Origin of the sequence: Helicobacter pylori NCTC 11637 = CCUG 17874 = ATCC 43504 = JCM 12093 (assembly GCF_900478295.1) — a bacterium.
GTDB classification, from domain to species: Bacteria; Campylobacterota; Campylobacteria; order Campylobacterales; family Helicobacteraceae; genus Helicobacter; species Helicobacter pylori.
The window spans coordinates 85,255-99,766 of record NZ_LS483488.1 but is presented as its reverse complement, the minus strand read 5'-3'; the positions used below and the strand labels follow the sequence as shown (position 1 = coordinate 99,766).

The following is a 14,512-nucleotide window of genomic DNA, read 5'->3' as shown; positions in this document are numbered from 1 at the left end:
TTAACTCTTCTAAACCGCATGTATTTTCTCTTTTTCTAAATGGCTTTTTAATTCGTTATAAAAATTAACCCACTCATTGATAGCCTTTTTATCGCTGTATTCTATGACCCCTAAGCCTTCGCTTACACTGCGCTTATAAACAATGCGCTCACTCAAAGAGCTTTCTAAAAGTGTAATCCTATTGCTAGGGTTATTTTCTTTAATAAACTCTATTAAGGCTTGTCTTTCTTTAAGGGTAGGAATAGTAGGCATTCTATTGATGACAATTAAGGCTCTTAGATTTTCATTAAGCTCTTGGAGTTGCTCAATTCTTTCTAGCATATTAGCTAAGACTTCAGTGTCTAATTGGCTAGGAGTTGTTGGCACTAGCACAATATCACTTAAAAGCATAGCTTTTTGGGTTTCTTTGCTGTATTCCCCCTTAGTATCAATAAGGATATTTTCATACTTAGATACCATTTGCTTTAAAGTATCGCTAAAGCCACTACTACGATTAAATAAGCTAAAAGTGGGGCGTTCTTTTTCAGCACGAATTGCAGCAAAAGTTTCCATAGACTTTTGGCTATCTGTATCTAAAACAACCACTTCTTTATTGTCTTTGAGTAATTGCACGGCTAAGTTTAAACAAAGCGTGCTTTTACCACTGCCACCCTTTTCATTAGCAATGCAAATGGTCATGTTATTTTCCTTATTTTAGTTGTTTTAAAAGTATATCACAATTATATAGATTTTGAATTAACTTTAAACAATTTGATTGTTTAAGATTGTTTATATAAACATAGTAAATAATTAAACTTAGTAATGGATAATAAAACTATGTTATTTAAAGAGTATTTAGTATTTAATTTAATATTACAATGTTAAAAGAATTTATTCTTATTTAGCTTATATCATTAAACTATTAAGAAATTAAATTATCAATTAAATTTAAAGCATTTTAAGCGAACTTTCTCAAGAAATTCTAAGGTTTAATTTGTCTTTTTCATTTTTAAAAAAAGTTTTTTTAAACATTAAAAAGGAGCAAAAAACTATCATTTTAGCTTAAGATTAGCTTAAATTTTAACTTTTTTTCATTAAATTTTTAGGTTTATTTACTTTTCATTTACTTTTAGATTAAGTTACGCATTTTAGGGGGTTGCATGGTTTGAGACTAAAAAATGTGTGCGTACACACTTGTGTTTTTTGCTTAAAAATAGCTTAAAAAGTGGCATATGTGTACGCACACACTTTGAAAAAGTAAATAAGTCAAGACCTTGATTTCCTTGTAATTTTAATGGCATTCTAAAAAGATTTTTTAAAAACAAGGACAGAAAAAATGACACAAGATTTTTTAGAACTTAAAGAGGGAAAATACCCTATGAATGAATGGCAAATGATAGAGTTTATGCAAATGGGAGTAGAGCCTAAAAGCGAACAAGAAACAAAAATAGAGTTAGAACATTCCTTAGAAAATGAAGTCAATAAAAACAAGGAGCATTAAATGAAAGCGTGGAATGAAATGGATATTAAAGAGCAAAAAGAGGTTTTTGCTAGGTTTTTAGCGAGCGAAATTGCTAAAAGTTTAGAATCTGGATTAGAGTTTAAGCCAAATAATAGAGCTTATAATGGTAATGCTGGCAATGCCTATAATGGCTTAAATTCTCTTATTTTAGATGCCAAGCAACATGAGAATGGCTATGAGAGTAATGTTTGGGTAGGTTTAGATGATGCCTTAAAACTTGGGGCAAACCCTAAAGAAGTGGAGCATATTAAAAACAACACTAAGAGTAAAAATAATCCTAATGGCTTTTATGATAAGGCAAGTATTGCTTATATTAGAGATTATGAAATGCACTATGTTAAAGCAAGAGATGAACAGGGTAATTTAATCCCCCTTAAAGACAAAGAGGGCAATCTTAAGCATTATTCTAATGGCGAAGTGATTTATGAGAATGAAAAAGTTCCTCAAAGAGACAAAGAGGGCAATATCAAGTATATGCAAGATGGCAAAACGCCCTTTTACGAATTTAAAAAAGAAAAGATAGACATAGAGCCGACTTTAGAGATTAAAAATCTCTACAATGTCAATGTTTTTCAAACGCTAGACAAAACTAAGCTTAAAGAATTAGACCCTAAAACTTTAAGAACACAATACATTAGCAATACTTTCTCTATGAATAATCAAAATTTGGTGATTTATGATTTATCCAAGCATTTGAATGAAAAGCAGTATAACAAAGTGCTAGATTATGTCAATCAATATGGGGCAACCCATCATGAAAAAAGAAAGCAACACAAAATCTATCAAGAACCACAGCAACAAATTGCACCTAATACAGACAACAATGCCAAAGAAAACAACACTAAAGAGCCAAACAACAATGAAATGAATATGGCAGAGTTTTCTAAAATGCTTGAAATGGCTCAAAACAATCCCCAAATGTTAGCGATGTTGCAACAAACTCTTAATAAAGGAGCAGAGCAACAAAAGTATGACCACTACTTTGCTAATGATGAAGTAGTGCCTACTCAATCTAAAGGCAGGGGCAGATAATGCAAGATTTTATCAATGGATTTTTAAAGGCGTGGAAAGCTTGGAGTGATGATGGAAAGGACGCTTTTTTAGAGAGTTTTTTAGATGAAGTTAAAAATTCTAAAAATGACCCCACCAATTTTTTAGGCATTTTAGAACAAGAAATCAAGTCTTTAAGCCAAGAGGGCTTAAAAGATGACATTTCTTCTATGCTAGAAGTCATTGAGAGCATGAAAAATGAAATCTCTAATACAAAAGACAATGAAAATGTAAGCGATTTTTTTAATGCGTTCCAACAAGAAATCAATGAAGAGCAATCTATCTCTAATGATAATCCAAGCGAGTTTGTAGAAAGTTTAGAAAAAGTGATTGTTGAGACACAAAATGCTAATAAACATGAGATACAAAATTCTAGCGAAAATGAAGTAGAGCTTACAGAAGAAAAAAGCTTTTTAGAAATGAGCGAAGATGAGTATTATGAATACCAACAAGAGCAATACATACAAATGAATGAAGATGATGGCATTGCACGAGTTAGTGCCAAGTTAGAACAACAAGAGCTTGAAAGAGAAGAGGCTGAGCTTGAAAGTAAGGCACTACAAGATTATGAAGAAAATCAAATTCAAAGAGCTGGAGAAATTAGTATTGCAGAGCATGAAAATAAGCTTGAAAAAGAAGAGCTAGAAAGATACGCCCTAGAGGGCGAAAATAAAGCCCTAGAGCAATATTATGAGAGCCAAAACCCTGATACTCTCTATGAGCAACAAGTTTTTCAAGATCAAGAAAAAGAGCTTTTAAACCAGCAAGGCTTAGAATTAGAGACATTAAGAGATAATAATACCAAGCAAGGTTTGGATAATGAAAGTGCAACACTTTTAGAGAGTTTGCAAGTTATAAGAGATGAAACAAACGAAGTTATCACTTTTTTAAATCCTAATGAGCTTGAATTGCTAAGACCTACAGGAGAAAATACTACAAGTAAAATCGCTTCTATTGCTTTAGAAGAAAGCAATAAGCTTAATGAAAAAGAGCCTAACACACAAGAACAAGGCGAATACGCACAAAAAGAGCAAGAAAAGAAAACACCTAGCAATGATATAGACCTTAAAGACAAATACGCTAGTTTGCATAGTTTCTTTAAACAAACTGAGCTTGATATTAAGCAAAAACGCATTAAGACTAAGCTTGATTTTAAAGAGAGCTTTTTAAATTACGCTAAAAACCACATGAATGAAGATGAATTGAAAGTCTTATTAGTGGTAAGCCAAAAAGAGCCAACCAAGCTCACTAAAGAGCATATCAATTTGATTAAGGATTGCTTAGAACAAGCGCATGGTAATAAGCACATGCAAGATAAGGGCTTGCAATTAAGCGTTAAGTCTATCTTGGGACACCAATTAGAAAAAGAACACCACGAAGTCTTAAAAGATTATTTAGCTAAATCTAAAGATAGCTTAGAGCCTATGGATAATAGAGTGTATGAAGTGATGCGAAAGCATTTAGACAAGCAACAAGCAAAAACACTCAAAAATTTAGATAGCGCCACTCAAAGTGTGGGGGTAAATGCTATTAAAGAGCAAAATAAGGCTAATAAAAATTCAGAGCAACCTAAAAACTCACAAAATGAGCCAAGACAAGAGACTACTAACGCTCAAACTAATAGCACCGCTACACAACAAGAAAACACAAAACAAAACCAAGCTATAGAGCAAAATGGCACTACTCAAGCAAAAGAGCCACAATCTAAGCAAGAGCCAAAAAAAACCTTGCATCCTGATGAACCATGGCTAGATTATGACTCTAAAGCTCACAAATGCTTACAAGAACGCCAAAAAGAAGAAATCCAAGAGAAAGCACAGAGTAATAACAGCGATGAGCCTTGGATTGAGTTTGGTAAAAAAGAACAAGCTAGAGCTAAAGCACACTATCAAGCTATGCTAGAAAAAGAAAAAGCTAAAGAATTAGCTAAAGAGCAAAATAACGCTCAAAAAGAAGTGAAAAAAGAAATGCCAACTATAATAGATTATGGCTACACACAAAATACGCTTTCTAAGAGCAGAAGGCGTTAGGAAAATCCTATGAGTTATATCCCTAATCTCACTGCCTTGCCTTAGCTCAGAAGAGCAAAAACGAAGATTTTTGCTTAGAGTAAAGAAAAAGGTTAATGATAATAGGCAGTTAAAAAAGAAACTTGACCCATTTCTAAAAAGACTTGATGTCCTACAAACTGAGTTTGGTGTAACTGACCCTACAGCTAACCATAATAAGCAAGGGATACCTTATTGCACAGAAAATAAAGAGACAGGTAAATGCGACCCTATTAAAAATGTATTTAGGACAACTCGCTTAGATAACGAATTAGAACAAGAAATCCAAACGCTCACACTTGATTTAACCAAAGCCCCCAATAAAGACGCTCAAAGCCAAGCCTACGCAAATTTCAATCAAAGGATTAAATTACTTACTCTAAAATATTTAAAAGAAATTACCAATCAAATGCTCTTTTTAAATCAAACAATGGCAATGCAAAGCGAGATTATGGCAGATGATTATTTTAGGCAAAATAATGATGGCTTTGGGAAAGAAGAAAACCATATAGACAAACAATTAACGCAAAAAAGAATAAACGAAAGAGAAAGAGCTAGAATATACTTTCAAAACCCTAATGTTAAATTTGACCAATTTGGTTTTCCCATTTTTAGTATATGGGATTAAGGGTTTAGTGATGAGAGATAGAATAAGTATTTTTTTTCCAAACTATTCCTATTTTAGTGGTAGTGTTGTCATAGGACTTTACTTTATTCTTAATACATTCCCAAATCTTATTTCTCCAAGTTTCTGGGACTTTTGCCTTACCAAAAAATCCCCAATCTTTATGAATGGGATATTTAGAACCATCTATTTCCATATTACAGCCCATAACATATTCTTTTTTGATATTGGTTAGCTCTATCATATTTAACAACTCTGTGTTTGACATTAAGGGTTTAATATTATTTGAACTATGGAGCTGATATTTGGGTTTTAACCAAGTAATTTTATAATCGTTTTCGCCACTCATATTAGCCATAGCAGATAAGGTTTGTCTAGTATCATAAGTGCTTTCTTCAAAATCTTTTTTATATTGTCTAATATAACTTTTGTCTAATATAACTTCTTTCGCCAAAGGCTAATATCTTTCCTTCATCACTATATTCTTTAATGCCAAGTGCTTTATAAGTATTCTCTCTACTTATACCCCCAAAGCGTTCGTGCCAATCATCAATAAAACTTTCAGCTCCATTATCAAAAGCGTTCTCAAGCATGGTTTGAAGTTGCTTTTTATTTGGGAATTCTTTAGAGTGTTCTTTCATTTCAAAAGCCATAAATTTTTGCCTTAAAACTTTAGCTTTTTCTTTAATTTCTTTGATTTTTTTTGCAAGTTCTTCTTTATCTTTAGTGTCTTCTTTATTGATTAAATTAAGGGCTTGTTTATGTTTTTCTTCTTCTACGCATTCAAAAATCTTTTCTCTATATTCTTGCGGAAATTCTTTAGATAAATTCCAACCACTATTCAAGTATTGAGAGCCGTCCACCTTAGCATTACAGCTAGTCAGCGTATCTTCTTTGATATTGTGTAGTCTTACTCGTTTCAATAAGTCTTCATCGCTTAATAAAGGCTTTGCCATTAAGGGAGCAGTAGCACCTAGTAAAACCCCAGCTAATAAGCTTGTTTTTAAAGTTTTATTCAAACCATTTAATTTAATCATTTTTCTATTCCTTTTAACTTAACTTGAATTGTAATCATTATAACATAGAAATTTAAAGAAATACTAATAACAATTAAATATTAAGTTATTTTGTATGTATTTAGCAGAATTTGGTTATTTTAATTACTCACTATATATTATCTTAACAAGCAATAACAATCTTTTATAACTAATTTTGTTTGTGTTATAATTTGGTTTAACAATTATTTTAAGAGACACTATGCAAGATTTACAAGATTTCAAAAACGATATTACGCTCATTCTATCCAAAGACAGACTAGAGACTTATGACAACCTAGAGCAATACAAAGAAAATTTAAAGCTCATTAGTCTAATCACACCTAAAATCTCTAATTTAGAGATTTACTTACGCAACGCACTAGATTATTGCCTAACTCAAATTAAAGGGAATGAGTGGGTGTTTGATGAAGTTTCTTTAATCCCCTTAATAGAAGAATTGAAAGACAAGAAAAAAGAAATCACGCATTCTTTGGTCTTGTCTAAAATGTCTTTAGAAGCGGTGATTAAGCTTATCTTTTTTTACAAATTAGAGGGGGTAGCATTAGATTTGAGAGCCTATAGTCTTAAGGCTTATTACAAAGATAATAAGGATACTTTGCTTATTAAGGGTAGAAAACAACATCTTTCTAATTATGCTAAAGCCTATATTGCTTTAAACTTACTATGGACAATTAGAAATCGTGCGTATCATTGGGAAAATTTACTAAAGCTAAGGGCAAACAACCGCCCACGCATTACAACACGCTTTATCAGAGAATTAGAAAAGCCTACAAGTAAAAGTTTTAACTTTGGTATCATGCCTAACAAAATTGTTTCATTTTTAGATGATTTAATCAAAAGTGTTGGAAACAAAGACTTGGAAAAACTAAGTAGTCTATAAGCTATAAGAAAGTGGGCTTCGGTCAGCCCTACGAATGTAGGCGTATTATAGCTAAACAATCATTATAAGTCAAACCAAAACCAACACAAAATTTGCTAAACTACAATCAAATCAATTTAGGGAGAATAAAAATGTCATTTGCTCCTATGTTATTAGCTACAATCAATAACTCTATTGGCAATAAAGATAAGCATGTGAGTTTAGAGTATCTTATAGGGCTTTTTATGGATAAAAAAACAACTAATCTAAGCAATACTGACAAGTATATTATAGGCACAATTCAAACAGAGGCACTAGAGCAAGAAATAGAATGGTTTTCACAAGACTATCACATTCCTATGGAGAATATTTTACATGTCCTTTCTATCAATCCCTATCAATGAAAAGAGCCTTAGTTTTATCAAAAACAACTTTCAAGCTCAAATTCAAGCCCTAGAACAATTTTATCCCATTATTAAAAATGCTTTGAATTTAGGGCTTAATCCTAGTAGTATTAAGTTTGGAGGAGGCACAGCTTTGAGCATGTATTACTTCCAGCATAGATTAAGCTTTGATATTGATTTGTTTGTCAATGATGCTCAATGTTTGGGATTTTTTAGCCCTAAATTATGGATAGATAATTGCAGTCATTTTGATAGCACAAGATACATAGACCAACATAATCATATAGGCGTAACGAATAAAGACAACATTAAAATAGATGTTTTAGTGGATTATGCTAGTAATGAGGGATATGTAGATAATTCTAAAAAGATTTTTGCTTTTGATATTCATATAGAAAGTTTAGAAAATATTATCGCTAAAAAGATTACTTTTAGAAAAACTGATAATAAAACAAGAGATATTTTTGATATAGCAGTGGCTTTGCATAATGACAATAATTTATTTGACAAGCTTTTAAGTTCTCAAAAAATAACTAAGCAAGACTTACTAACTCTTCAAAATTCTTTGCAAGAGTTAGATAAAAAGCGTTATAGCATAGAAATAGATATGGTAGAACCCATTTCACATTATAAAGACCTTTCTTTAAGTGCTTATGATTTTTTAATAGACAAAATAGACCAAATTAAAACAGCGACTTACTCAAATTCCCATGACAACGCAGATGATTTAGACAATTCCAATGAATACACCCCCACACCTAAGCGTAGACGATAAATAATCTTGTTAAGTAGGTATTTAATAGCTTTAGTTAATCTATCAGTATTTAATAGAATTTAGTTATTTGTATTGTTAATCAAATATATTATTAATGAGTAACAATAATCTATAATTACATTATTTTTAGAATATTTTGTAATTTAAGCTAACTATATAAAATCTCAATGATTTTAACAACCCTTATAAAACTAATCATTTTTAATTAGCAATAAAACATTAAATAGTTAATTAAAACTATCTAATGCTAGATTATTTATCTTAATAAGATTATTTAAACTAATTACACTAAACTACCTAATCAATTTTAACCACCTTACTTCTTGTTCTCTATCAAACTATCAAACACAAGAGCCACTTTCTTGTTATGCTCTTGTGTGGTATGAATATAAATCTTAGTAGAGAGTAAGGAGCTATGCCCTAACGCCCTTGAAGTTAAAACTAAGTCTTGGGTTTCTTGATAAATGAGTGTTGCAAAACTATGCCTAAATAGATGTAAGCCTGTGCCATATTGCTTATAGTGTTTGATTTGAGCTAGTTTAAAGATTAAGGGGATAAAGTTATAAAGCGTTAAAGAATTTTGTGCTTTTTGTTTGTCTTTTTTAAAAAGATATGCCCCATTAAAATATTTTAGTCTATATTCATCACTAAGCCAAGCATTCAAGCTTGGTTCTAACAAACTCTTTTTAATATAAGCTTTTCTCTCTTTTCTACCTTTACCTTGAATTAAAATAGAGTAGTTTTGCTCTTCTACTTGAATGTGTTTTAATTCTATGTTTAACACTTCGCATTTTCTAAGTCCCCCAAGTATTACAATAAGTAGAATACACTTATTGCGTTTTTCAAAGCTTGTAGCTGGCTTATAGTCTAAGAGTGTTTTTAAAAAACTCTTTAAGTCTTTATCGTTTAAATGTCTGGGTAAGCTTTCTTTGGTCTTAGCAAAGGCTAGGTTTTTAAGCGTAAAATCAAAGCTATAACGCCTTTTTCTATCCAAATAATCAAAGAATTGTCTTAAATACATCACATACTTAGCCATAGAGCTGGGTTTTCTATTTTGAGCGAGTTCAAAGAGAAAGTTAATCACTTGCTCTTCGCTAAGCATTCTAAAACTTCTTAATTTGAGATTATCTTTAAAATAGTTAAAGAATAAAAACAAGCCTTGCATCATTATAGTGTGTTTAATGCCTTGATTATAAAGAATATGACAGAGTTGTTTTAATTGCTCTATATTATGACATTTTAAGATTTTATCTTGTGTGTCTAGGATTAAAGCCATATCCTTCACATCTTGAATGGGCGTGAAGTTTTTAGCCTTAGTGTATAAAAAGGCTTTGAGATTACAAAAGAGTTCTCTCTGAGATTTAGTGAGTTTGTTATGTGGCATATTGCTCCCTTATTAAAATATAAAAAGAAATCTTAAAGAATGAGAGTTTTATGTTTTTTAGTTTGTTAGGTTCTAAAAGCGGTATTTTTAAAAATTTTGCATGGCTCCTTAGAGATTTGAAATTCCGCCTTTAAATCTAAATCTCTAAAAAGTTCCGCTTTTAACTAATGCATAAAAGCAAAATTTCGCCCCCTTAAAAGTAAATAATCAAATTCATAGTTATTTGCATTACTCACTAAATACAAAAATTGAATTTATCAACGATTAAATAGTTTTTGAAAGTAAGCTTTAAGCGCTTTTTAAGGTTAAGAAGTGCGTGTTTATGGGTATTAGATATGAAAGCGGAACTTAAGTTCCGTATAGTTATAAAAATATTAAGGGAAAGAAAGGTTTACCTTTCTTTCCTAACCTATTGAGCAAACATGTTATTAGTAAATATCATGTCATGAGGGGGATTTCTTTTTTTTAAAAAACTTGATTAAATTAGACAACTAGGAACTTGCTAAAGGAAAAAAAAGAAAAATAAAAAAAAGAACTTTTGATTAAAAGAGACAAACTGACTGAAAGAGCCATAAGGTTAGTTGTGGCTAGGTTTAGTTTAAGGAAAGTTTTTAATTTCTTTTATTAGTAAAAATAAGAACAAAATCAAAATAAAAGAAAAATAGGAATTACCTATCAATGACATGTTAGTTGTGGGAGGAATGATTAGTCAAGGCTTGTGTTATTTAAGTTAGGTTGTAAGCGGTTTGTCTCATTAGCATTTAGGATTAGAAAGGTTTTTGTTTAGAGTGTGTAGTGTTAAGGTTTGTTTCTAGCTCTTAGTATTAAAAGAGTTAAGTTTGATTTGATAGTAGGTTCAAGGGTTAGGTTTAAACTTGCTTGATGATTATGTTTAAGAAAACTTTAAAGTTTTAAATTTTTGCGTGCTACTTAAGAAAAATTTAAGCTCTACAAGGCGTTTTAAAGCGTTTTTGTTTTTAGGTTAATAGTTTGTCTTATCTTATGGCTTTATTTTGATTGTGGGGCATTTTAGAGTGCTTTATTTGTATATCTGTTTAAATAAGCTAATTTGTGAAAAGAACAAGAATAAACCCCTTTAATCAAAGGGTATATTCTTTATTAAGAACATTAAAGGCAATCATCGCTTGAGAGCATTATCTATTACGCCCTTTAAAGTTTGTGTTGTCATTTTGTTTTAATCCAACATGATCTTTAGGGTCATCATCAAGCTCATTAGAGTGCAAGGTGTTAGCTTGTTGTTTAGCTAATTCTTTAGCTTTTTCTTTTTCTAGCATAGCTTGATAGTGTGCTTTAGCTCTAGCTTGTTCTTTTTTACCAAACTCAATCCAAGGCTCATCGTTATTAGGCTCTTTTGTGATAGCTTGAATTTCTTTTTGCTCTAGCTTAGTATCTTTAAGCGTGTTCTAGGACTTTTTCAAGGTTTAGGTTGTCATAGTGGGTTAAAAACCTATTAGCTCCTATGATTTCATTACAAGTATAGAGAATATCCTTAGAAATTTTAGAAAATTGTTTAATTTGTTTGAGAAAGCCTTGTTTTTCTTTTGGAGACAATGAAGTTTCTCTATAATGTTTTAAAAATTTCACATAATGTTCTTTGGCTCTTTCAAACTCTTCTTCTTTTTGTTTTAAATCTTGTTCTAAAAAAAGTAATCTCTCTTTGGCTAATAAAAGCATGGTGTTTTGATAGTCTTGTAGTTGCTTACTCACTAGCTCATAAGTGTTATCATTAAGCTTGTAAGTGGGGTCATTTTGCTTAGTTTTAAAGCTCTCTAGCATGAATTGATATTTTCTAGCACTAAAATAAGCGTTTTTAAAAGTTTTGAGAGTGGGGCGTTTATCTTTAGAAAGTTCTAAGGCTTTGGCTAAAAAAATAGGATTAGTTAGAGTGTTGTATTGGGTGTTTTGCTTGGTTTTAACTTCATTTCTTAGCTGGGCTAATAGTAAGTGTGAGTTTTTATCTAAAAGGCGTTTGTCTAGGTGTTCAAGCTTATTTAAAAGCATTTCTTTTTTCTTTAAAACAGAATAGCCATTAGTCTCTCTTTCAAAGTCTCTGTCTAAACCATTGAGAATAGCAAAATTCTTAAAGGCTGAATGGTTTTGTTTTTTATCTAATTCTTTTTGATAAAAGCCTAAGAGTTCGTATAGCTCGTGTTTGTTAGTGTTTTTTAAGTGTTCGCTTACTGGTTTTCTCTTATCTATCCTGTCAATATCTAGCTGTTCTTTTTCATCATCGCTTGTGTCTTTGTGATTAAACAGAGCGATTTTAAATTCAGAAATCTTTTGTTTTAAAGGGGTGCTGTGGTTATTTTGAATGTCTAGGGCTTTTGCTTTGTTTTTATATTTGAGTTCTTGTAAATACTCGCTTTGTAAAGCCTTGTTTAAGTCCCACTCATCTTGTGGGGATTTGATTTGTTCTAAGGCTTTTTCTTCTTTTTCCAAGTCTTGTAATTGTTGTTTGATATTGTCTAGCTCTTTAAGTTTTGGCTCATTGACACACAAGTATTCTTCGCTCAATAAGTGGTCATTCAACCTATAAGCAAACTCACTTCTTAATTCATTAAAAAATTCTTTACAATCTTCATGCCCCTTAAAACGCAGTCTTCTTCGTGTGAGCTGATTAGTCTTATTGATAAAACAATGGATATGGGCATGGTCTTGATGAGCGTGTGGCACAAGGGCAAACTTGTATTCAGGCAATCTTATTTTTAAGCTCTCCCAAGTAGAATGTAAAAGCCCTTGCATTGTCTCTTCATCTGGCTTATTTTTGATAGAAAAAACTAAGTGCATAGTCTCGTTATAATCTTTAGTCAAATCAAAGTCATTGAGCCAACTCTCTAAGATGAATTGCTTATCGCATTCTAAAAACATTTCATTGTAAGCTGTTTCGCTATTTTCTAAAGCATAATTTAGGGCATTTTCTAAGTGGGAGCGTTTCATTTGCCCTATGTTTTTAATAAGCACAGGACTAGCTGTTTTTGTGCCAACTAGATTAGATTTAATAAACTTTGAGTTAGGGTTAAATTGATTGAACTTAATGAGCAATCTTTTATCTACTTTATCGCTATCACTAAATCTAGGCTTTTGCATATGCTTTAAAATATCATCTAAGAAAGATAAGTCAATAGGACGACTATCTAGCTTAGTATCTAATATAGCCCTATCTAGCATACAAACCCTTTAAGACTTAACAACATTGCTAAATTTTTATCTAATTCGCACACTTTCAAGCTAAACTTCTTTCCCTTACTAACAAGGCATTTAAAACGCCCAAATTTTATTCAAGCTAACGCTAATTTAAGAGCTAGACTTTTGATTTTAAATCTAGCGATTTTTCAATTCTTTATAGCATAGCACAAAGAATTGAAATTAGAACTAAATTAAAAAGGTGCAGGATAACACCATGTGTGCGTACACATATGATTAAAACTTCGTATTCAAGGGACTTAGAGCTAGATTTTTAAAAAATAAGGGTTTTTGCTAACTTTTTGCCTAAAAAGTTTTTAAAAAGTGCTTTGATAGATGAATTAAATTTTTAATCTAGTAAGAGAGAAAAATTTCATTCAAAAGCTTTAACCCCATTACTCAATTTTTTAGGCAAGGGCTTGTTAGAAACGCTATAAAAACTTAGAGATTTTTATTGAAAGAACTTGTAGGCAACAATTAGGGAACTAAGGGCTACACGATAAAAACTAAAATCCACAAGTTAGAACCTAATAGCTCACATTAAGCAAATAACTAAGGGGAAAATAGATTAAGAACTTATCTGCTCTAATGATATGAACTAGGTTGCTTGTATGATTAAGAACTAGGAGCAAAACACCATTAAAACTCTAGCAACTCATATAAGAACTACCAGCCCATTTCATAAGAACTCACAATCAATATTAAAGGAATGAAATTATTCTTTAAGCTTTTGTTTAAAAAATTTATGCTACATTTTCAATGATTTTTTTAATTGACTTAGATTGAAACTTAGAGAACACTTAAAACTTACATACTTAAAAAAGAAAGCGTTAAAAAAGCTTTAAGCTTTGAACTATTGAGCCAAAGAAAACGCTTAAAAGGCTTCAATCAAGCTTGGCAAAGAGTGAGGCTTGGGGATATAGGAATAACTATAAGCGGATTAGTAGGAAAAACAAAGCAAGATTTTATCAATGGCAATGCTAAATATATTACATTTTTGAATGTTTTAAATAATGTTATAATAGATACTTCTATACTAGAAAATGTAAAAATATACCCAAATGAAAAACAAAATTCCTTTAAAAAATATGATTTATTTTTTAATACTTCTTCAGAAACTCCAAAAGAAGTAGGCATGTGTGCCGTGCTTTTAGATGATATAGACCAAGTTTTTTTGAATAGTTTTTGTTTTGGTTTTAGAATATTTGACAAGGCAGTTGATGACTTGTTTTTATCATACTTAATTAATAGCGAAATAGGCAGAAAAGCTTTTGAAAATTTAGCGCAAGGTTCAACACGATACAATTTATCAAAGAGTGGTTTTAATAATGTTTGTCTTTCTTTACCCCCCCTAAACGAACAAATCGCTATCGCTAACATTTTAAGCGGTTTGGATAATGAGATCATTAGCCTTAAAAACAAAAAACGCCAATTTGAAAACATCAAAAAAGCTTTAAACCACGATTTAATGAGCGCTAAAATCAGGGTTTTAAAAAAATAAAGATTGTATTAAGAGAGGTTCTTTATGCAATCCATGCAAAGCGTAATAGATTGTGAGAGCACCCAAGTTGTTAAAATTGTTGTAAAATTCGTTTTTATTGATT

9 protein-coding genes and 3 pseudogenes are annotated in these 14,512 nt (G+C 31.1%); 8 read left to right on the top strand and 4 right to left on the bottom strand.

The window, feature by feature from the left end; genetic code table 11:
* Positions 1-9 precede the first annotated feature (9 nt).
* The gene (locus DQL14_RS00440) at positions 10-678 is read right to left on the bottom strand and encodes a ParA family protein (protein ID WP_108169466.1); all 669 of its coding nucleotides are present in this window, start codon (positions 676-678) and stop codon (positions 10-12) included.
* 637 nt (positions 679-1,315) lie between these two features.
* On the opposite strand from DQL14_RS00440, the gene DQL14_RS08470 reads away from it, so the two are divergent.
* The 4 genes from DQL14_RS08470 to DQL14_RS00420 are packed head-to-tail and all read left to right on the top strand — an operon-like array spanning position 1,316 to position 5,227.
* A complete protein-coding gene (locus tag DQL14_RS08470) occupies positions 1,316-1,480 on the top strand; it encodes a hypothetical protein (RefSeq protein WP_000189763.1) in 165 nt (54 codons plus the stop codon).
* Positions 1,481-2,533 (top strand): ArdC family protein, encoded by a 1,053-nt coding sequence (locus tag DQL14_RS00430; protein WP_108169465.1) that lies wholly within the window; start codon positions 1,481-1,483, stop codon positions 2,531-2,533.
* Entirely contained in the window at positions 2,533-4,581 is a 2,049-nt protein-coding gene (locus tag DQL14_RS00425; RefSeq protein WP_108169464.1) for a hypothetical protein, read from the top strand. Before DQL14_RS00430 ends, DQL14_RS00425 begins: the two co-directional genes overlap by 1 nt.
* 16 nt (positions 4,582-4,597) lie before the next feature.
* Positions 4,598-5,227: a hypothetical protein gene (locus DQL14_RS00420; protein WP_108169463.1), complete on the top strand. Its 630-nt coding sequence runs from the start codon at positions 4,598-4,600 to the stop codon at positions 5,225-5,227.
* Positions 5,228-5,231: 4 nt separating this feature from the next.
* Here the strand turns inward: DQL14_RS00420 and DQL14_RS00415 are convergent.
* Positions 5,232-6,261 (bottom strand): annotated as a pseudogene (locus tag DQL14_RS00415) (hypothetical protein).
* Between the two features lie 220 nt (positions 6,262-6,481).
* On the opposite strand from DQL14_RS00415, the gene DQL14_RS00410 reads away from it, so the two are divergent.
* The 3 genes from DQL14_RS00410 to DQL14_RS00400 all read left to right on the top strand — a co-directional run bounded on the left by DQL14_RS00410 (position 6,482) and on the right by DQL14_RS00400 (position 8,320).
* Positions 6,482-7,162: a CAAX protease gene (locus DQL14_RS00410; RefSeq protein WP_108169462.1), complete on the top strand. Its 681-nt coding sequence runs from the start codon at positions 6,482-6,484 to the stop codon at positions 7,160-7,162.
* 131 nt (positions 7,163-7,293) lie between these two features.
* A complete protein-coding gene (locus tag DQL14_RS00405; protein WP_000006537.1) occupies positions 7,294-7,545 on the top strand; it encodes a hypothetical protein in 252 nt (83 codons plus the stop codon).
* Positions 7,517-8,320 carry a nucleotidyl transferase AbiEii/AbiGii toxin family protein gene (locus tag DQL14_RS00400; RefSeq protein ID WP_108169461.1) on the top strand — a complete coding sequence of 268 codons (804 nt, stop codon included), beginning with the start codon at positions 7,517-7,519 and terminating at the stop codon, positions 8,318-8,320. The genes DQL14_RS00405 and DQL14_RS00400 overlap by 29 nt, the downstream gene beginning before the upstream one ends.
* 316 nt (positions 8,321-8,636) lie before the next feature.
* Here DQL14_RS00400 and DQL14_RS00395 read toward each other — a convergent pair whose 3' ends face one another.
* Positions 8,637-9,704 carry a tyrosine-type recombinase/integrase gene (locus tag DQL14_RS00395; RefSeq protein ID WP_001120380.1) on the bottom strand — a complete coding sequence of 356 codons (1,068 nt, stop codon included), beginning with the start codon at positions 9,702-9,704 and terminating at the stop codon, positions 8,637-8,639.
* Between the two features lie 1,154 nt (positions 9,705-10,858).
* Positions 10,859-12,893 (bottom strand): annotated as a pseudogene (locus DQL14_RS00390) (relaxase/mobilization nuclease domain-containing protein).
* An 811-nt stretch (positions 12,894-13,704) separates the two neighbouring features.
* Here DQL14_RS00390 and DQL14_RS00385 point away from each other — a divergent pair.
* A pseudogene (locus tag DQL14_RS00385) lies at positions 13,705-14,409 on the top strand (restriction endonuclease subunit S); the annotation flags it as partial.
* Positions 14,410-14,512 lie beyond the last annotated feature (103 nt).